General features: G+C 69.8%; 15 protein-coding genes. 7 read left to right on the top strand and 8 right to left on the bottom strand.

The features are described from left to right. Positions 1 to 32: 32 nt before the first annotated feature. From acnA to dut, 5 genes are all read right to left on the bottom strand, one after another. Positions 33 to 2,846: an aconitate hydratase AcnA gene (gene acnA / locus QRN40_RS14590; protein ID WP_285116446.1), complete on the bottom strand. Its 2,814-nt coding sequence runs from the start codon at positions 2,844 to 2,846 to the stop codon at positions 33 to 35. Between the two features lie 163 nt (positions 2,847 to 3,009). After that, positions 3,010 to 5,379 carry an HAD-IC family P-type ATPase gene (locus QRN40_RS14585; RefSeq protein ID WP_285116445.1) on the bottom strand — a complete coding sequence of 790 codons (2,370 nt, stop codon included), beginning with the start codon at positions 5,377 to 5,379 and terminating at the stop codon, positions 3,010 to 3,012. A 21-nt stretch (positions 5,380 to 5,400) separates the two neighbouring features. Then, entirely contained in the window at positions 5,401 to 6,192 is a 792-nt protein-coding gene (locus QRN40_RS14580; RefSeq protein WP_285116444.1) for a DUF3159 domain-containing protein, read from the bottom strand. 9 nt (positions 6,193 to 6,201) lie between these two features. Beyond that, positions 6,202 to 6,876, bottom strand: coding sequence for a DUF3710 domain-containing protein (locus QRN40_RS14575; protein ID WP_285116443.1), 675 nt, complete (start codon positions 6,874 to 6,876; stop codon positions 6,202 to 6,204). After that, positions 6,873 to 7,331, bottom strand: coding sequence for a dUTP diphosphatase (dut, locus tag QRN40_RS14570; RefSeq protein WP_285116442.1), 459 nt, complete (start codon positions 7,329 to 7,331; stop codon positions 6,873 to 6,875). Before dut ends, QRN40_RS14575 begins: the two co-directional genes overlap by 4 nt. A 40-nt stretch (positions 7,332 to 7,371) precedes the next feature. Between dut and QRN40_RS14565 the strand changes: the two genes are divergently transcribed. After that, positions 7,372 to 7,818: a DUF3093 domain-containing protein gene (locus QRN40_RS14565; protein ID WP_285116441.1), complete on the top strand. Its 447-nt coding sequence runs from the start codon at positions 7,372 to 7,374 to the stop codon at positions 7,816 to 7,818. 8 nt (positions 7,819 to 7,826) lie between these two features. On the opposite strand, the gene QRN40_RS14560 is transcribed toward QRN40_RS14565, so the two are convergent. Next, a complete protein-coding gene (locus QRN40_RS14560) occupies positions 7,827 to 8,120 on the bottom strand; it encodes a DUF4193 domain-containing protein (RefSeq protein ID WP_285116440.1) in 294 nt (97 codons plus the stop codon). 204 nt (positions 8,121 to 8,324) lie between these two features. Between QRN40_RS14560 and sepH the strand changes: the two genes are divergently transcribed. Continuing rightward, positions 8,325 to 9,497: a septation protein SepH gene (sepH, locus tag QRN40_RS14555; RefSeq protein WP_285116439.1), complete on the top strand. Its 1,173-nt coding sequence runs from the start codon at positions 8,325 to 8,327 to the stop codon at positions 9,495 to 9,497. Between the two features lie 87 nt (positions 9,498 to 9,584). Beyond that, positions 9,585 to 10,904, top strand: a complete 1,320-nt coding sequence (locus QRN40_RS14550) for an acyltransferase family protein (RefSeq protein WP_285116438.1) — start codon at positions 9,585 to 9,587, stop codon at positions 10,902 to 10,904. Here QRN40_RS14550 and QRN40_RS14545 read toward each other — a convergent pair. Beyond that, positions 10,852 to 11,976, bottom strand: a complete 1,125-nt coding sequence (locus QRN40_RS14545) for an alkaline phosphatase family protein (RefSeq protein WP_285117503.1) — start codon at positions 11,974 to 11,976, stop codon at positions 10,852 to 10,854. The two genes, QRN40_RS14550 and QRN40_RS14545, sit on opposite strands and share 53 nt — an antisense overlap. Before the next feature lie 87 nt (positions 11,977 to 12,063). Here QRN40_RS14545 and QRN40_RS14540 point away from each other — a divergent pair, with 87 nt between their 5' ends. After that, positions 12,064 to 14,559 (top strand): DNA gyrase/topoisomerase IV subunit A, encoded by a 2,496-nt coding sequence (locus QRN40_RS14540; RefSeq protein WP_285116437.1) that lies wholly within the window; start codon positions 12,064 to 12,066, stop codon positions 14,557 to 14,559. Between the two features lie 278 nt (positions 14,560 to 14,837). On the opposite strand, the gene QRN40_RS14535 is transcribed toward QRN40_RS14540, so the two are convergent. Further along, positions 14,838 to 16,937, bottom strand: coding sequence for a DNA gyrase/topoisomerase IV subunit B (locus QRN40_RS14535; protein WP_285116436.1), 2,100 nt, complete (start codon positions 16,935 to 16,937; stop codon positions 14,838 to 14,840). 214 nt (positions 16,938 to 17,151) lie between these two features. On the opposite strand from QRN40_RS14535, the gene QRN40_RS14530 reads away from it, so the two are divergent. The 3 genes from QRN40_RS14530 to alr are packed head-to-tail and all read left to right on the top strand — an operon-like array spanning position 17,152 to position 19,211. Next, positions 17,152 to 17,388: a DUF7455 domain-containing protein gene (locus QRN40_RS14530; protein ID WP_018191296.1), complete on the top strand. Its 237-nt coding sequence runs from the start codon at positions 17,152 to 17,154 to the stop codon at positions 17,386 to 17,388. Positions 17,389 to 17,424: 36 nt separating this feature from the next. After that, entirely contained in the window at positions 17,425 to 18,138 is a 714-nt protein-coding gene (locus QRN40_RS14525) for an alanine racemase (RefSeq protein ID WP_285116435.1), read from the top strand. Beyond that, on the top strand, positions 18,135 to 19,211 hold the full coding sequence (alr, locus tag QRN40_RS14520; protein WP_285116434.1) for an alanine racemase: 1,077 nt from the start codon (positions 18,135 to 18,137) through the stop codon (positions 19,209 to 19,211). Before QRN40_RS14525 ends, alr begins: the two co-directional genes overlap by 4 nt. The last annotated feature ends 52 nt before the right edge of the window (positions 19,212 to 19,263 follow it).

The following is a 19,263-nucleotide window of genomic DNA, read 5'->3' as shown; positions in this document are numbered from 1 at the left end:
CCGTTCCGAGCCTCCCCTTGACACCTACGACCTCAGACGAGGCTCCGGAGCACGTACTGCAGGATGCCGCCGTTGCGGTAGTAGTCGGCCTCACCGGGGGTGTCGATGCGGACGACCGCGTCGAACTCGACGGTCTGCTTGCCGGCGGGCGAGTGCTCGCTCGGCTCGGCGACGACGTGCACGGTCTTGGGCGTAGTGCCCTCGTTGAGTTCCGTCAGGCCCGTGATCGAGAAGACCTCGGTGCCGTCGAGGCCCAGCGAGTCGGCCGACTCGCCCGCCGGGAACTGCAGCGGGACGACGCCCATGCCGATCAGGTTCGAGCGGTGGATGCGCTCGAAGCTCTCGGTGATCACCGCGCGGACGCCGAGGAGGCTGGTGCCCTTCGCCGCCCAGTCGCGCGACGAGCCGGAGCCGTACTCCTTGCCGCCGAGGATGACGAGCGGGATGCCCTGCTCCTGGTAGTTCTGCGACGCGTCGTAGATGAACGACTGCGGGGCGCCGGCCTGCGTGAAGTCACGGGTGTAGCCGCCCTCCACGCCGTCCAGCAGCTGGTTCCGCAGGCGGATGTTCGCGAACGTGCCGCGGATCATCACCTCGTGGTTGCCTCGGCGCGAGCCGTACGAGTTGAAGTCCTTGCGGTCGATGCCGTGCTCGGTGAGGTACTGACCGGCCGGGCTGTCGCCCTTGATCGAGCCTGCAGGCGAGATGTGGTCGGTGGTGACCGAGTCGCCGAGCTTGGCGAGGGCGCGCGCACCCGAGATGTCCGTGATCGGGGTCGTCTCGAGCGTCATGCCGTCGAAGTACGGGGGCTTCCGCACGTAGGTCGACTTCTCGTCCCACTCGAACACCGAGCCGGTCGGGGTGGGCAGCGACTTCCAGCGCTCGTCGCCCTCGAAGACGGACGCGTACTGGTGGACGAACATCCCCTCGTTGATGGACGAGTCGATGGTCTGCTGCACCTCGGCGGCGTCGGGCCAGATGTCCTTGAGGAAGACGTCGTTGCCCTCGCTGTCGGTGCCCAGCGGGTCGACTTCGAAGTCGAAGTTCATCGAACCGGCGAGCGCGTAGGCGATGACCAGCGGCGGGCTCGCCAGGTAGTTCATCTTCACGTCGGGGTTGATGCGGCCCTCGAAGTTGCGGTTGCCCGAGAGCACCGCGGTGACGGCCAGGTCGTTCTGGTTGACCGCCTCGGAGATCTCGTCGAGCAGCGGACCGGAGTTGCCGATGCAGGTCGTGCAGCCGTAGCCGACTGTGTAGAAGCCGAGCGCCTCCAGGTCCTTCGTCAGGCCCGCCTTCTCGTAGTAGTCGGTGACGACCTTGGAGCCCGGGGCCAGCGTTGTCTTGACCCACGGCTTGGCCTTGAGGCCCTTCTGCGCCGCGTTGCGGGCCAGGAGGCCGGCGGCGAGCATGACCGACGGGTTCGACGTGTTGGTGCACGACGTGATCGCCGCGATCGCGACGGCGCCGTGGTCGAGGACAAAGTCCTCGCCGCTCTCCTTGAGGGTCACCGGCGTGGGGCTGGAGGCCGTCTTGGGCGAGTGGCTGTGGTGGGTGTGCACGTGGATGCTGCGGTCGTCCTCCGGCGACAGCTCCCCCGGGTCGGACGCAGGGAACGACTCGGAGATGGTGAGGTCGACGAGGTCGTGCGAGACGTCGGCGTAGTCGACGAGGTCCTTCTCGAACTGGTCCTTCGCCTGCGTCAGCTCGATGCGGTCCTGCGGCCGCTTCGGACCGGCGATGGACGGGACGACCGTCGAGAGGTCGAGCTCGAGGTACTCGCTGTAGACCGGCTCGACCGACGGGTCGTGCCACAGGCTCTGGGCCTTGGAGTACTCCTCGACGAGCTGGACCTGCTCCTCGCTCCGGCCGGTGAGGCGCAGGTAGTCGAGGGTCACGGCATCGATCGGGAACATGGCGGCGGTGGAGCCGAACTCGGGGCTCATGTTGCCGATGGTGGCGCGGTTCGCGAGGGGCACCTCGGCGACGCCGGCTCCGTAGAACTCGACGAACTTGCCGACCACGCCGTGCTTGCGCAGCATCTGCGTGATGGTGAGCACGACGTCCGTCGCGGTCACGCCGGTCGGGATGGCGCCGGTCAGCTTGAACCCGACGACCTTGGGGATGAGCATCGAGACCGGCTGGCCCAGCATGGCCGCCTCGGCCTCGATGCCGCCGACGCCCCAGCCGAGCACACCCAGGCCGTTCACCATGGTGGTGTGGGAGTCGGTGCCGACGCAGGTGTCCGGGTAGGCGAGCAGCTCTCCCTCGATCTCGCGGGTCATGGTGACGCGCGCCAGGTACTCGATGTTGACCTGGTGGACGATGCCGGTGCCCGGCGGGACGACCTTGAAGTCGTCGAACGCGGTCTGGCCCCAGCGGAGGAACTGGTATCGCTCGCCGTTGCGCTCGTACTCGAGGTCGGTGTTCCGCTCCAGCGCATTCTCCGTGCCGAACAGGTCGGCGATGACCGAGTGGTCGATGACCATCTCGGCCGGCGCGAGCGGGTTGATCTTCTTCGGGTCGCCACCGAGGGCGGAGACCGCCTCACGCATGGTCGCGAGGTCGACGATGCAGGGGACGCCGGTGAAGTCCTGCATGATCACGCGGGCCGGCGTGTACTGGATCTCGGTGTTCGGCTCGGCCGCAGGGTCCCAGCTTCCGAGCGCGCGGATGTGGTCGGCGGTGATGTTCGCGCCGTCCTCCGTGCGGAGCAGGTTCTCGAGCAGGACCTTGAGGCTGAACGGCAGCCGCTGGTACCCGTCCACCTGGTCGATCGCGAAGATCGTGTAGTCCCGCGACCCGACGGTCAGCGTCTTCTTTGCGCCGAAACTGTTCGTAGCAGCCACAATGCCCTCTCCTTCATCGGCAGGCGATGTTCACGCACGCCTCGTTCATCTTCGTCGTCCGTCGAAGCGCCTTTCCAGCAAGGTAAGCCTAAGTGTTTTCCGGGGGGCGAGCCCTGGCCACCGAGCGCGAAAGTATCTTGACGTCGAGATAAAACTACCACGGTCAGAGGCGGTCGAACACCAGGCCGCGCCGCTTGGCGAAGCGGTAGAAGAGCTCGACGCCCGCCGCTCCCACCGCCCCGACCGCGACCCCCCACGCCAGCGCCCCGTCCAGGCTGACGTGCATCTCGAAGAACGACGCCGTGAACGGGATGACGCACACCAGCACAAAGGCCGCCGCGACCGCCGCGAGCAGCAGCCAGCGCACCCCGGTGAGCGGACGGGTCAGCACGCAGAGGATCCAGAGCGACACGCAGAACAGCGCCACCGTGGTGACACTGCGCGCTTCGTGCAGCGGGATGCTCGCGTACAACGGCGCGTACGCCGCGATCGCGGTCACGCCCGCGATGAGTCCCGTCGGCACCGAATACCGCAGCACCCGGCCCAGCACGCCCGGCGTGTAGATCCGCTTGTTCGGCGCCAGCGCCAGGAAGAACGACGGGATGCCGATGGCGAGCGTCGACACGAGCGTCAGCTGGCGCGGGAGGAACGGGAACGGCCACAGCACCACGGCGCTCACCAGCGCGAGCAGGATGCCGTAGGTCGTCTTGGCCAGGAAGATGTTCGAGACGCGCTCGACGTTGGCGATCACGCGGCGCCCGAAGGCGAGCACGTCGGGCAGCCGGTCGAACCGGTCGTCGAGCAGCACCACGCGGGACACCGCCTTGGTCGCGGCGGTGCCCGTGCCCATCGCGATGCCGAGGTCCGCATCCTTGACCGCCATCGCGTCGTTGACGCCGTCTCCTGTCATGGCGACCGTCCGTCCCCGTTCCTGCAGCAGCCGCACGGCGGCGCGCTTCTGGTCGGGGCTGACACGGCCGAGCACGCTCGCGGTCTCCAGCGCATCCGCCAGGGCCTCGTCGGTGGTCAGGGTGGAGGCATCGACAGTGTCCCCCTCCAACCGCAGGTCGCGCGCGATGGCGGCCACGGTGACCGGGCTGTCGCCGGACATCACGACCACGCGCACGGCCTGCTCCCGGAAGTACCGGAGCGTGTCGCGCGCCTCCGGCCGCACGGTCTCGGCCAGGAGGACGAGCAGGCACGGTTCCACCCTCGTCCCGGTGAGGGGCACGTGGACGTCCGTCGGCAGCGGGTCCACCGCGCGGGCGAGTGCGAGTGTCCGCAACCCCGTCGCGGCGAGTTCGGTGGCGCGCGCGAGGGCCTTGGGATGCCTTTCCAGCACGCGCTCCGGCGCTCCCAGCACCCACGAGCTCTCCTCGCCGTCGACCACCATCGCGAGGGCGCTGTACTTCGTCGCCGAGCTGAACGGGATGCGGCGCGACACGCGGAACCGGTCGCTGCGGAAATGGGACCCCAGGATGCCTGAGGTCGCGTTCCCCGCCTCGTCGGAGCCGAACGCGGCGAGCGCCGTCTCGGCCAGGTCGTGCCCGTCGCCGGCGACCTCGGTGCCGTGCAGCGCCAGCTCGCCGGTGGTCAGCGTCCCCGTCTTGTCGAGGCACAGCACGTCGACGCGGGCGAGCACCTCGACGGCCGCGAGCTCCTGCACCAGCACCTTACGCGTGGCGAGCTGGATGGCGGCCACCCCGAACGCGAGGCTCGTCAGCAGCACAAGGCCCTCGGGGATCATGCCCACCACGGCGGCCACCGCATCCAGCAGCGCCCTGCGCCAGCGGTCGTCGACGAACACCTCGGAGAAGCCGCCGTAGGTCAGCACGCGCCCGACCAGCGTGATCAGGATGAGAGGGCCGAGCACCCAGGACAGGTAGACCAGGATGCGGTTGGTCGCCTCCCGCAGCTCGGAGCGCACCAGCGAGTGCTTGCGGATCTCGCTGGTCAGCTTGCTCGCGTAGGAGTCCGAGCCGACGGCGGTCACGATCGCGAGCCCGGTGCCGGTCACCACGTGCGATCCCGACAGCAGCGGCGCGTCCGCGTCCTTGAACGTGGGATCGGATTCGCCGGTCAGCATCGACTCGTCGAGCGAGAGACCGGTGCTCTCCAGCACCACGGCATCCGCCGGCACCTGGTCGCCGGGACGCAGCACCAGCAGGTCGTCGATGACGACGTCCTCCAGCGCGACGGTCACGACCTCTCCGTCGCGTCGCACCCGGCTGTGCGGCGCGGCCAGCAGCGCCGCCCGGTCGAGCACGCGCTTGGCGCGATACTCCTGCACGATCCCGATCAGGGCGTTGACGACGACGATCCCGAAGAAGAACCCGTCACGCAGATCGCCGAGCAGGACCACGGCGACGAAGCACGCGGTCAGGATGCCGTTGAACAGCGTGAAGATGTTCTCCCGCAGGATGTCGCCGACCGACCGTGAGCTCGGCTGCGTCTGGATGTTCGCCCGGCCCGCGGCGACGCGCTCCGCCACCTGGGCGGTCGTGAGCCCGTCCCGCGTCCCCGTCTGCGGCATCCGTCCCCCTGCGCTTCGCCGCTACCGACCGGAGGCGCGCGGTTCGCCCGCGGCGGGCTTCTGCGGGAACTGCCCCTTCACGACGAACCACGTCACCAGGAGCAGCGGCGCATACAGCGGCACGCCCATCAGCAGCTTGGTGAGCGCGAGCGCGCTGGTCGCGGCGTCGGTGTGCGCCAGATAGAGGGGAACCTGCACCACGAGCCGGGCCGCGAAGAGCAGGAACCAGAGGAGCGTGAGCGCCTGCATGACGCGGTACTTGCGCTTGTCGTTGCGCCAGGCGACACCGTCGCCCATGAGGTACCCGGCCGCCAGCCCGATGATCGGCCAGCGCACCAGCATCGAGATCAGGATGCCCGCGGCATACGCGGCGTTCGTCCAGATGCCGAGGAGGAAGTTGTCCTCGCCGCGTCCGGTGATGAGGGCGAGGATCGCGGAGATGCCGACGCCAATGAGGCCGGCGAGCGCCTGGGTGACCGGCGTCTTGCCGACGATCCGCACCACGGTGAAGACGACCGCGACCGCGACCGAGCAGCCGATCGACAGCGGCACGTTCTGCGTGAAGGTGAACAGGATGAGGAAGACCAGGCCGGGAAGGATGGTCTCCAGCAGGCCGCGCACGCCGCCGAGGGCTCCCAGCAGCGCGGTTCCCGTCGATGCGTCCGTGTCGGCGAGCTGGCCCAGCCCGGAACGGCGTGCGGCAGCCGCGATGCTGTCGCCGAGGGCGGGCGCCGGAGCGTCCCTCCCGGTCTCGCCCGCTCCCGGCGCGGCCGCGCCGTCGGACTCGGGGTCAGGACGGTCCTGGTCGGTCATGCTCATGCCTTAGAGAGAGGAGTAGTCGTTCTCGCCGCCGGTGGCGGGGGCGGCGGGCATGCGCAGCGGGATGAGGTCGCGCGGCGGCATCGGGACGGACCCGCGCACGACGACGATGCTGCGGAAGAGGTCCTCGACGAGCGCTGCGGCCTCCGGCTGCACCGCCGCATCCCCGGCGATCACGCCGCGGAGGAACCAGCGGGGACCATCCACGCCGACGAAGCGCGCGACACGCGTCTCCACGGGCCCGCCGTCGGGCGCGGCGACGGGGATCTCGGCCACGAGCTCGGGCCCGAAGGCGCCGTCGCGCTCGGTGACCCGGCCGCCCTGCCGCTGCACCTGGTCGGTGATCTGGTCGCGGATCTCGTGCCACAGCCCGGACGAGCGCGGTGCTGCGAACGGCTGGACCTGAAGGGTCGAGCCCGCGTAGTCGAGGCCGACGGCGACGACGCGCTGCGTCTCCTCCTCGACCTCCAGCCGCAGGTGCAGGCCTTCGCGCGGGAGGATCTTCACGCCGCCGAGATCGACGTACGGGCGGACCGGGTTGGCCTCGCTCTCGTCGAGCGGCCCCTCCGTCGCGCGGTCCTCGGGTGCCGACTTCTCGAACTCGACGGCGGCGCCGTCCTGCTGCTCGAGCTCGGCGCCCTCCTCGGACCCGCGAGGGGTGTCGCTGATGTCGCTCACGCGTGTTCTCCTGACTCGGTCACCGTGTACCCGGACGAGCCGAAGCCCGCGGTGCCGCGGTGGCTGTCCGGGAGGGAGTCGACGGGGATGAACCTGGCCCGCGTGACCGGCATGACGATCAGCTGGGCGATCCTGTCGCCGACGGCGATATCGTACGGCATCGATCTGTCCGTGTTGAGGAGGGTGACCCGGATCTCGCCGCGGTAGCCCGCATCCACGGTGCCCGGCGAGTTGACGATGGTGAGACCGTGCCGCATCGCCAGTCCGCTGCGCGGCACCACGAACGCGGCGTAGCCCTCCGGAAGGGCGATGGACACCCCGGTCGGCATCGTGAAGCGCTCGCCCGGCCCGAGGGTGATCGACTCGGCGGCGCACAGGTCGGCACCGGCGTCCCCCTCGTGCGCGTACGCGGGAGGGAAGGGGGCGATGACGGGGACGTCGACGGTATCGGTCACGTGTCAGAGGCTAGTGCAGAAGTCTGATCGAATAGAGGTCATGGACCTGTACCGAGAACGACTGTGGGCGACCCCCTGGCTGTTCATCTCGACCCTGCTCGTCATCCCCGCGGTCATGCTGGTGTTCGCGCCCATCAACTTCGCGATCGGCGTCGTCCTGGCCATCGGGATCTACGTCGCCTGGGCGATCTTCCTGGTCACGACCGCTCCGGTGATCCGCGTCACGAAGGACGAGCTGGTCGCCGGAAACGCGCGCATCCCGCTCTCCCTCGTCGGGCAGCCGTCCGCTTACGACGGCGACGCCGCGACGCAGGAGCGGGGCCGTCTGCTCGACGCCCGCGCGTGGCTGCTCATCCGCGGCTGGATCAAGCCCGTCGTCAAGGTGCCGGTGCTCGACCAGGACGACCCGGCGCCCTACTGGCTCCTCTCAACAAGAAACCCGGACCAGCTGGTCCGGGTTCTCGGTGAGGCTCGCCTCGTCTCGTAGCTCTGTCGTCAGGCTGCGCACTCCACGCAGATCGGCCCGAGCTTGGTGTCGTGGTCGATCTGGGAGCGGTGCTTCACCAGGAAGCAGTTCACGCAGGTGAACTCGTCCGCCTGGGGAGGCAGCACCACGACGTCGAGATCGAGGTCGGAGAGGTCGGCACCGGGGAGCTCGTAGCCGCCGGGGTTATCGGCGTCTTCGACATCCACGACACCCGACATCTTGTCCGGGACACGCTCCTTGAGGGCCTCGATCGACTCGGAGTCGTCCTCGGTCTTCCGCGGTGCGTCGTAATCGGTTGCCATGCCCATCCACTTCTCGTCGTAACGGCCGATTCTCGCAATCGGCGGCCATAGTTTGCATCAATCGCACCTGAATAGCAAAACCATGCAGGACCCTTTCAGCGATTGCTCGGTGTGCAACTTCCGGCACGCCCGCGCTATTCCCGGAAATGGCTTCTTCGCCGTGTCATCCTGAGGCGGTACGAACGAGCTCGGAAGGCAATCCACATGCAGGATTTGAAGGTCATCGGGGTCGAGAACGGCGCACTCGTCGCCGTCGGCGACGACGGTGAGCGTTTCCGCATCGCCGTGGACGAGGCGTTGCAGTCGAAGGTCCGTCAGGTGCGTCAGGAGACGCCCGCCGACGCGCCGAAGCTCTCACCGCGCGAAGTGCAGGCGCACATCCGCTCCGGCATGTCCGCCGAGGATGTCGCCGCCGTCACCGGCGCACCCCTGGAGTACGTGCAGCGGTTCGAAGGACCGATCATCGCGGAGCGCGAGCACATCGTCGCGAGCGCCCTCAGCGTGCCGGTCCACACCTCCGACGCCGTCGATCCGCTCGGCGAGCCGGAGACGTTCGGCACGGTCATCCGGGAGCGGCTCGCGTCGCTCGGCGTGGCCGGCGAGCGCTGGGCGAGCTGGAAGGACAGCGAGACCGGCTGGATCGTGAAGCTGGAGTTCACGGCCGACACGATCGACCACGACGCCCGCTGGACGTACGACGCCCGCAAGCATGCGCTCGCCCCTCTGAACTCGGAGGCGACCACCCTCTCCCAGGCTGGTGAGCTGCGCGGCGGTGCCCTCATCCCGCGCCTGCGCGCCGTGCTGCCGAACGAGGGCGAGCCGGACAGCTCCCGCTTCGACAGCGGCGCCTTCAGTTTCCCCGCGCCGCCCGCCGACCTTCTCGGTCCGGAGGTCACCGCGCCGATCGAGCCTCTGCCGCAGGGCCGCACGCCCGGCGCCAACAACTCCATCGCCGTCTCCGCGATCAAGCGCGCGGACGACGCTCCGCGCGACCTGCACCAGACGGCCGACCTGCTGGAGGCGCTGCGCCGCCGCCGCGGTGAGCGCGAGGCCGCCAGCTACGACGACCGGAGGACCCCGGCCGAGCCGAAGCCGACTCCCCCGCTGCCCTCGCTCTCGACCGACGCGCACGTGGAAGCGCCACAGGAGTCCTCTCCGAACCGGACCCTGCCGCTCGACCCGTCCCCGTTCCGCGTGATCGAGGAGCGTCAGCCCGTCGCGGAGCAGACCCCGCTCCCCCTCGACGTCCCGGCACCGCCGAGCGCGCCCTCGACCGATTCCGGCCCTCAGCCGTCGTCGCGGAAGAAGGGGCGGGCGTCGATGCCGAGCTGGGACGAGATCGTGTTCGGCGCCCGCACGGACGACGATCTGGCGTAGCACTCCTCTTATCGGCGGTGGCCCGCTGGGCACGCACCGCCGACCGTTGTTACCGGATTCGCGGACATCGTCCCGTATCCTGTGGGAATGCGCTCAACCGACCCTGCACGGACGATCAGTTCCGGCCTGCGCGGCCACGACAACGCGCTCGGTCTGATCCGTCTCGTCCTGGCGCTGGCGGTTCTGGTGTCGCACACCTTCCCGCTGGGCGGCTTCGGGCACGACCCGGGGTCGGGCATCACGCGCGGCCAGGCGAACCTCGGCACCCTCGCCGTCGCCGGGTTCTTCGCGATCAGCGGCTACCTCATCACCAAGAGCGGGATGTCCGCCGACGTCATGCAGTTCGCCTGGCGTCGCGTGCTGCGCATCTTCCCGGCGTTCCTCCTCGTCCTGCTGCTGTCGGCCCTCGTGCTCGGACCGATCATCTGGTCGCTCGACGGTCACTCCCTCGCCGCGTACTTCGCGCGCTCCGGGGCCAGCCCCTGGCACTACCTCGCCTCCAACTGGAACCTGCACGGGACCACCTGGGGCATCCTCGACGTCTTCCAGAACTCGACTCCCTACGGCCAGGAGACGCACGCCAGCGTGATCAACGGCTCCATGTGGACGCTCGGCTACGAGTGGGACTGCTACGTCATGATCGGCCTGCTGCTGATTGCGGGCGTCCTGACCAAGGCCCGTCCCGTGGTGGTCGTCGTCGCGGCCGTGTTCTTCGTCGCGCAGATCATCAACCTGGTCAGCCCGGGCACGATGGGGACGGTCTTCCCCCCGCTCGGCAGCGTGCAGTTCTGCTACCTGGCGTATCCCTTCGCCGTGGGCGCCGCCTTCGCGGTGTACTCACGGTCGATCCCGCTGAACCCGCGCTTCGGCATCGCCGCCGGCGTCGTCCTCGTCTGGACGCTGCTGAACGGCGGCTACGGCGTCATCGGCGTGCCTGCGGGCGTTTACTTCATCCTGTGGCTCGGCTCGGCGGTCCCCGGCCGTCTGCGCAAGATCGGGCAGCAGAACGACATCTCGTACGGTGTGTACCTCTACGCGTTCCCGGTGCAGCAGACGCTGGCCTATTTCGGCCTCTACAAGCTGGGCGCCGTTCCGATGATCCTCGGGGCGGCGATCATCGTCCTCACACTCTCCTGGCTCAGCTGGCGGTTCGTCGAGAGCCCGGCCATGTCGCTGAAGAACTGGGGACCGGGACGCGGCTTCGCCTACTGGGTGCAGCGGTTCCGCCCCGGAAAGCCCGCGCCGGTGGATGCCGCAGTGCCGACTGCGACGGCCGTCGCCCCGGCGGCTCAGGCGACTCCGGCGACTCCCACGACCCGGACGGCGCACGCGTCGCTCCCGGTCACGGCCGAGATCAGCCTGCCGCGCCGAACCGCAGCAGCGGAACCCGCGTCTCCTCCGGCGTGAGCGAACCGTGCTGGCCGACCATGTTGCGGCCGGTGCGCTGGGGGTCGCGGCCGTCGTAGTAGGCGACCCGTTTGCGCGGTGCGACGAGCACGTCCCCGATGCGCGGCGCGACCTCGGGGTCGACTGTTGGGCCGAACCAGCCCGCGTCGATCGCCTCGGAGCGGGTCGCGATCCAGGAGCGGTCTCCCTCGGCGTCGCGCCAGGCCTCGGCGACCGCGGTCTCTGAGGCACCCTCCTCCAGGTAGAGGTGCAGCAGGCGCGGCTCGCCCGCGACCTCCGCGACCCCGGCCAGGAGTTCCGGAGCGGTGTCGTAGAGGATGTGGCCGCTCTCGGGCACATCCACCGCGCCGTGGTCGGCGGTCAGCAGGGCGCCGCGGCCGGGGCCGAGACGCCGGGCGAAGTCGGAGACGAGCGCGTCGAGGGTTTCGAGGGAGGACGTCCACTCCGGTGACTCCCAGCCGCGCGCGTGCGACAGCTGGTCGAGTTCGGCGACGTACAGGTAGGTCAGCCCCGGACCGGCGGCGCTGACCGCATCCATCGCCGCCTCGAACCGGCCGGCCATCGACTGGACACCGACGAACTCGGCGCCGCGCAGCACCGCCGCGGTGAACCCGGTGCCCTCGAACTTCGGAAGGCCGATCGCGCGCGTCTTCACGCCCTCCTCGGCGGCTCGCTCGAAGATGGTGCGCGAGCGCTGCCAGGTCGCAGGGTCCATGCGCTCGTCCCAGCCGGTGAGCTGGTTGGTGAGACGGCCTGCGCCGTCCCGCACCCGGTAGCCGACGAGTCCGTGCCGGCCCGGCGTGGTCCCGGTGGTCAGGGTGGCGAGCGCGGCCGCCGTCGTGGTCGGGAAGCCGGCGTCGATCGTGGTCGCCTTGCCCAGCAGCGGCGCCAGGGTGCGGGCGTGGCCCGCGCGAGCGCGCAGCGAGGCCGCGCCCAGGCCGTCGACGACGATCACCACGATGTGATCCAGTCTCGGCAGCCCCAGGTCGTTCTGCTCCCCGGAGAGCGCGGCCAGCGAACTCGGCATAACCGTGGCGAGGCTCGCTCGGGTGGTGAACGCGGCCGGTAGCATGGGGGGCATCCGGCCCAGTCTGGCACAGCCATCGCAGCCGGCCGAGCCGCCCTACGCGACTCCCCCGCCCCTCCCGAGATTGCACCGATGACACCAGCAGACGACAAGCCCGCCGCCGGAACGACGGAACGCATCGAAGACGTCGACGTCACGACCGAGATGCAGGGCTCGTTCCTCGAATACGCCTACTCGGTCATCTACTCCCGGGCACTTCCGGACGCGCGCGACGGCCTCAAGCCCGTCCAGCGCCGCATCCTCTACATGATGACCGAGATGGGCCTCCGACCCGACCGCGGCCACGTGAAGTCGGCGCGCGTCACCGGCGAGGTGATGGGAAAGCTGCACCCGCACGGCGACAGCGCGATCTACGACGCCCTGGTGCGCATGGCGCAGGACTTCACCCTGCGCGTGCCGCTGGTCGACGGCCACGGCAACTTCGGCTCGCTCGACGACGGTCCCGCGGCCGCGCGATACACCGAGGCACGCCTCGCCGCGGCCGCCCTCGCCATGACCGAGGACCTCGACGAGGATGTCGTCGACTTCGTCCCCAACTACGACAACCAGCTGATGCAGCCGGATGTGCTGCCCGCCGCCTTCCCGAACCTGCTCGTCAACGGTGCAAGCGGCATCGCGGTCGGCATGGCGACCAACATGGCGCCCCACAACCTGATCGAGGTCGTCGGCGCGGCCCGTCACCTGCTCGAGAACCCCGACGCGACCCTCGACGACCTGATGGCCTACGTGCCCGGTCCCGACCTCCCCGGCGGAGGGACCATCGCCGGGCTGGCCGGCGTTCGCGATGCCTACGCCACCGGACGCGGCAGCTTCCGGATGCGCGCGAAGGTGACGGTGGAGTCGATCACCGCGCGCAAGAGCGGGCTCGTCGTCACCGAGCTGCCCTACGGCGTCGGCCCCGAGAAGGTCATCGAGAAGATCAAGGACGGCGTCAACGGCAAGAAGCTCAACGGCATCTCCGACGTCACCGACCTGTCCGACCGTCAGCACGGCCTCCGGCTCGTCATCGGCATCAAGACCGGTTTCAGCGCGGATGCGGTGCTCGAGCAGCTCTACCGGCACACCCCGCTCGAAGAGGGCTTCGCGATCAACAACGTCGCGCTAGTCGCCGGCGGCCCGCAGACGCTCGGACTCCGCGAGCTGCTGCGGGTGTACCTCGATCACCGCATCAGCGTGGTCACGCGCCGTTCGCGCTTCCGCCTGGCTCGGCGCAAGGAACGCCTGCACCTCGTCGAAGGCCTGCTGATCGCGATCCTCGACATCGACGAGGTCATCCAGGTCATCCGCACCTCCGACGACACCGAGCAGGCGCGCGGACGGCTCATGCAGGTGTTCGACCTCAGCACGCTGCAGGCCGACTACATCCTCGAACTGCGCCTCCGCCGGCTCACCAAGTTCAGCCGCATCGAGCTCGAGACCGAGCGCGACCAGCTGCGCGCCGAGATCGAGGAGCTGGAGAGCCTCCTCGCCTCCCAGCAGCGGATCAACGACCTGGTGTCCGACGAGCTCGAGCGGGTTGCGGCCACCTTCGGGACACCGCGGCGCACCCTCCTGACCGAGGCGAAGCCGTCGATCGCCGGGGCGTCGCGCAGCAAGGCCGCGACCGTGCAGCTCGAAGTGGCGGACGTCCCGACGCGCGTCTACCTGTCCACGACCGGGCGGATCCTGCGGGTGGATGCGTCGACCGTCGCGGAGGCCGCCGACGGCGCAGAGGGCGGCCTGGACCGCATCCAGCCGCCGGCCCGGCGCAGCAAGCACGACGCGATCCTCTCCCAGCTCGACACCACGAGCCGCAGCGAGATCGGCGCGGTGACGAACACCGGCCGGCTCATCCGCTTCTCCCCCGTCGACCTGCCGGGGGTGCCGGCCAACTCCATCCAGCTCGGTGCCGGTGTCAAGGTCGGCGACTATCTGGCGCTGGCGGACAAGAAGGAGCGCATCCTCGCACTCGCCTCGCTCGACTCCGAGCGGACGATCGCGCTCGGCACGAAGCAGGGCGTCGTGAAGCGCGTGGCCGCCGGCGACTGGGCGAACAAGCCGGAGTTCGAGATCATCGCACTGAAGCCCGGCGACGAGGTCGTCGGAGCCACCACGGTCGCGGACGAGGACGAGCTGGTGTTCGTCGCCAGCGACGCGCAGCTGCTGCGCTTCGCCGCGTCGAGCGTGCGTCCGCAGGGCCGAGCGGCCGGCGGTATGGCCGGCATCAACCTCGGTTCCGGTGCCCGGGTCATCTTCTTCGGCGCGGTCGCGCCCGGCGAGGCGGAGGAGGCCGTGGTGGCGACCATCGCCGCGAGCGACGCCACCCTGCCCGGCGCCGACCCCGGCACCGCCAAGGTCAGCGACTTCGCCGAGTACCCGGCCAAGGGCCGGGCCACCGGCGGCGTGCGTGCCCAGCGGTTCCTCAAGGGCGAGAGCGAGCTCGTGCTCGCTTGGGCCGGTCGCGGCCCTGCCTACGCGGTCGCCCCGGACGGCGTCGCGCGCACCCTCCCCGAGGGCGGCGCCCGCCGCGACGGCTCCGGAACCCCCCTGGACACCGTCGTAGGCTCGATCGGCCGCCGCATCGGCTGACGCGGTCTCGTCCAGCCGGCCATTTCGCGCGTCCATAGCTCTGGCACGCCCGTGCGAAAACGGAGGAGTCTGCGGTTCCAACGCCGCTGATGTCCTCCGTTTCCAGGGACACGCCGCACGCCGACAGCCATCCTCCTCCGTATCCGACCAAGGCCGCCCGCCTGCCGCGCAGCGGGAACGGAGGAAAACGGTTCCGACCTGCCGAGGCACGGCGGCCGGCGGAGGAGATCAGCCCGAACAGGGACCGAAGTTCCTCCGATTTGTACGCGGCTCGGCGGCTAGGCGTCGATGCGGGCGCGGCTGAGGTCGTCGGCGCCGGCGATGATGAACTCCTTGCGCGGGGCCACGTCGTTGCCCATCAGGAGCTCGAAGACGCGGTTGGCCGACTCGGCGTCGGGGACGCGCACCCGGCGCAGGGTGCGGTGGGCGCGGTCCATCGTGGTGGTCGCCAGCTGGTCCGCATCCATCTCGCCGAGGCCCTTGTAGCGCTGGATCGGCTCCTGGTACCGCTTGCCGCGCTTCTTCAGGTCGGCGAGGACCGCCTGCAGCTCGGCCTCCGAGTACGTGTAGATCGTCTCGTTCGGCTTCGAGCCGGGGTTCACGACCACCACCCGGTGCAGCGGAGGCACGGCGGCGAAGACGCGGCCCTCTTCGATCATCGGCCGCATGTAACGGAAGAACAGCGTCAGCAGCAGCGTCCGGATGTGCGCGCCGTCGACGTCGGCGTCCGACATGATGATGACCTTGCCGTAGCGCGCGACCGACAGGTCGAAGCTGCGGCCGGAGCCGGCGCCGATCACCTGGATGATCGCGGCGCACTCGGCGTTCGACAGCATGTCCGAGATGGACGCCTTCTGCACGTTCAGGATCTTGCCGCGGATGGGCAGCAGCGCCTGGTACTCGCTGTCGCGGGCCCGGCGTGCGGTCCCGAGCGCCGAGTCGCCCTCGACGATGAACAGCTCGCTGTTGGCCACGTCGTTCGAGCGGCAGTCGACCAGCTTGGCCGGGAGGGATGACGTCTCGAGCGCGTTCTTGCGGCGCTGCGTCTCCTTGTGAGCGCGGGCCGAGATGCGCGACTTCATCTCGGCGACGACCTTGTCGAGCACGAGCGCCGACTGCGCCTTGTCGTCGCGCTTGGACGACCCGAACCGTTCGGCCATCGCTTTCTGGACGACATTGGCGACGATCGCGCGCACGGCCGGCGTCCCGAGGATCTCCTTCGTCTGGCCCTCGAACTGCGGCTCCGGAAGGCGCACCGTCAGCACGGCCGTGAGGCCCGCCATCACGTCGTCCTTCTCGAGCTTGTCCGTCCCCGCCTTGAGCCGGCGCGCGTTCTGCTCGACCTGCTGGCGGAGGAACTTGAGCATCCCCTGGTCGAAGCCGGCCTGGTGGCTCCCGCCCTTGGGCGTGGCGATGATGTTGACGAAACTGCGCATGACCGTGTCGTAGCCGGTCCCCCAACGCAGCGCGATGTCGACCTGGCACTCGCGCGTGAGCTCGGTGGGCAGCATGGCCCCCGAGTCGGAGAGCACGGGAACGGTCTCGGTGAAGTGGCCCTCGCCGGTGAGGCGCCAGGTCTCGGTGATCGGGCTGTCCGGTGCGAGGAAGTCGACGAACTCCGAGATGCCGCCCTCGTAACGGAAGGTGGTGCGGCCCGCGGCAGCGGCGCCGTCCGATCCCGGACGCTTGTCGTCGATGGAGATCGCGAGGCCGGGCACGAGGAACGCCGTCTGGCGGGCGCGGCCCACCAGGTCGTCGGTCGAGAACTCCGCGCCCTTCGTGAAGATCTGGCGGTCGGCCCAATAGCGGATGCGGGTGCCCGTCTTGCCCTTGGCGACCTTGCCGACGACCCGCAGCTCGCTGCCGCTGACGAAGGGGGTGAAGGGGCTGTCCGGGCTCGGCTCGCCCTTCCCATCGTCGAAGATGCCGGGCTCGCCGCGGTGGAACGACATCGCCCACACCTTGCCGTCCCGGTCGACCTCGACGTCGAGGCGCTCGGATAGCGCGTTGACGACCGAGGCTCCCACGCCGTGCAGGCCGCCGGAGGCCGCGTACGACCCGCTCCCGAACTTTCCGCCGGCGTGCAGCTTGGTGAAGACGACCTCGACGCCCGACAGGCCGGTCTTGGGCTCGATGTCCACGGGGATGCCGCGAGCGGTGTCGCGCACCTCCACGCTGTCGTCCGCGTGCAGGATGACCTCGATGTCGGTGCCGTGACCGGCGAGGGCCTCGTCGACGGAGTTGTCGATGATCTCCCACAGGCAGTGCATCAGTCCACGCGAGTCGGTGGAGCCGATGTACATGCCCGGGCGCTTGCGGACGGCCTCCAGCCCCTCGAGCACCGAGAGGTGCCTGGCCGAATAGTCCGAACTCGCCACGGGCGCTCCTTGTGGATCGTGGCGCCCATCCCGGGTGCGGGCGCACGTGCTCTTCCAGAGTAAGCGCCGGGCGGCGGAGCCTACGCCACGACACCCTGGGGGCCGGTGAGGCTACGCGTTGAGCGAAATAGCAGCCAATGCGCGCCTGGTTGCCGGACATCCGTGGTTCTATAGACGTACCGAGTTCAGCGGTAGCGACGGAAAGGAGCACCAAATGTCGACACTCACCTCGGAGAACGGGGCGGTTGACGAGCTCGCATCGGGGCCGCAGTTGACGGCTGCCGACCGTTGCGACAGCTGCGGCGCGCAGGCTTACATCCGCGTCGTCGTCAACAACGGAGAACTCCTGTTCTGCGCCCACCACGGCAAGAAGCACCAGGAGAAGCTCTCGCAGATCGCCCACAGCTGGCACGACGAGACCGCTCGCCTGTTCGAAGAGCAGCGCGCGTAACGCGGCCGCGTCGCGAAACGCGAGGCTGACCGGACGATGGCGAAAGTCACCGGCGTGCGCAGGCGCGCCCACATCGACCTCTCCGTCATCCGTTCGGCCGTAGCGTCTTCGCTCCCCGACTGCACCGCCGATCTCCGCGCCGACGCGTACGGACACGGGCTCATCCCCGTGGCTCGTGCGCTGACGGATGCGGGGGTCGGCGGTTTTCTCGTCTCCCGGTTCGAGGATGCCGCGGCGATCGCTGACGAAGGCCTCCCCGTCGACGTCTCGGTCGCATCCGACCCCGACCTCGACCTCGAGGGCGCGACGCTGGTCGGACCCGAGCTCTTCGGACTCGATCCTGAACGTCCGTCGGCGCCCGCCATGCGGGTTGCCGGCGAGATCATCGCCGTGAAACGCGTCCCGGCGGATCGCGGCGTCTCTTACGGCTACACCTACCGCACCTCCCGGCCGAGCACCCTCGTGCTGGTGGCCCTGGGCTATGCCGACGGCATTCTGCGCGTCGCCTCGAACAAGGCGCCCGTGAAAGTCGGCAGCACCGTCGGCCGGATCACCGGCCGCATCGCCATGGATCAGTTCGTCGTCGACATCGGCGACGACGAGGCCCGGGTCGGCGAACCGGTGGTGCTGTTCGGCGACCCGGAGCTGGGCGAGCCCACGGCGCTCGACTGGGCCGATGCGATCGGCATCGCCGCTCCCGTCATCACCAGCCGTCTCGGCCGGCGCATCGAGAGGACGTACAGCGAGTGACCATCGTGGATGCCGTCGCCGAGCCTCTCCCCCGTGCCGTGGTCGACCTGGCTGCCGTGCGGCACAACGTCGCCCACCTGACCGAGCTGATCGCTCCCTCCCAGACGATGCTCGCGGTGAAGGCCGACGCTTATGGTCACGGGCTCCTTCCGATCGCCGAGGCCGGACTCGACGCCGGTGCCACCTCCCTCGCGGTCCTCGAGATCCCCGCGGGCCTGGTGCTCAGGCAGGCCGGCTTCGAGGTCCCACTGCTGGCGTGGCTGCACGGTCAGGAGACCGACTGGCGGGCGGGCATCGAGGCCGACATCGAGCTCGGCATCTCCGCCCTGTGGCAGCTCGAGGCGATCGCTGAAGCCGGCGCCGACCGCCCGGCCGTGGTGCACCTGAAGGTGGACACCGGCCTCAGCCGCAACGGCGCGACGCGGGAGGAGTGGCCCCACCTCATCCGGGCGGCCCTCGCGCTTCAGGAGGCCGGAGTGCTGCGTATCCGCGCCGCCTGGTCCCACCTGGCGGACGCGTCCATCGCCGACGACGAGGCCGCGCTGGCCGAGTTCCGGGATGCGGTCGCCGAGGCCGAGGCGCTCGGCGCGCACTTCGAGGTGCTGCACCTGGCGGCGAGCTCGGCGGGCATCCGGATGCCGGAGGCGCGCTTCGACTTCGTACGGTTCGGCATCGCCGCGTACGGCTTCTCCCCGTTCGACGACACGACGGGGGCCGAGCTCGGCCTCATCCCGGCGATGCGTCTGGAAGCCCCGGTGACCGAGGTCCACGTCGGCGGCACCACGCACGCCCGCCTGGGCATCGGCTACGCCGACGGCGTCCCGACGCTCGGCATCGCGAAGACCTCCGTGCTGCTCGGTGGACGCCGCTGCCCGGTCATCGATGTGCTCGCGGACAGCATGCTTGTGGATGCGGGGCCGCACCGGGTCGAGGTCGGCGACACCGCCGTCCTGTTCGGGTCCGGAGCCGACGGCGAGCCCACCGCGGAGAAGTACGCCGACTGGGCGGAGACCATCGCCGACGAGATGATCACCGGCGTCGCCGCGCGCGTCCCCCGCGTCTACATCAACTGATCCCGCGAGGTGCTCGAACGTGCGGGCACCACGCCGTGCGCGGGTGCCTCTG

Source organism: Leifsonia sp. fls2-241-R2A-40a (genome assembly GCF_030209575.1).
GTDB lineage: Bacteria > Actinomycetota > Actinomycetes > Actinomycetales > Microbacteriaceae > Leifsonia.
The sequence above is the reverse complement of the archived record's forward strand: the minus strand, read 5'-3'. Positions and strand labels throughout refer to the sequence as shown.

Coding starts and splice junctions, on each gene's coding strand:
- QRN40_RS14585 (WP_285116445.1), bottom strand. CDS start 5,379: ATGCCGCAGACGGGGACGCGGGACGGGCTCACGACCGCCCAGGTGGCG.
- QRN40_RS14580 (WP_285116444.1), bottom strand. CDS start 6,192: ATGACCGACCAGGACCGTCCTGACCCCGAGTCCGACGGCGCGGCCGCG.
- QRN40_RS14565 (WP_285116441.1), top strand. CDS start 7,372: ATGGACCTGTACCGAGAACGACTGTGGGCGACCCCCTGGCTGTTCATC.
- QRN40_RS14560 (WP_285116440.1), bottom strand. CDS start 8,120: ATGGCAACCGATTACGACGCACCGCGGAAGACCGAGGACGACTCCGAG.
- sepH (WP_285116439.1), top strand. CDS start 8,325: ATGCAGGATTTGAAGGTCATCGGGGTCGAGAACGGCGCACTCGTCGCC.
- QRN40_RS14550 (WP_285116438.1), top strand. CDS start 9,585: ATGCGCTCAACCGACCCTGCACGGACGATCAGTTCCGGCCTGCGCGGC.
- QRN40_RS14545 (WP_285117503.1), bottom strand. CDS start 11,976: ATGCTACCGGCCGCGTTCACCACCCGAGCGAGCCTCGCCACGGTTATG.
- QRN40_RS14540 (WP_285116437.1), top strand. CDS start 12,064: ATGACACCAGCAGACGACAAGCCCGCCGCCGGAACGACGGAACGCATC.
- QRN40_RS14530 (WP_018191296.1), top strand. CDS start 17,152: ATGTCGACACTCACCTCGGAGAACGGGGCGGTTGACGAGCTCGCATCG.
- QRN40_RS14525 (WP_285116435.1), top strand. CDS start 17,425: ATGGCGAAAGTCACCGGCGTGCGCAGGCGCGCCCACATCGACCTCTCC.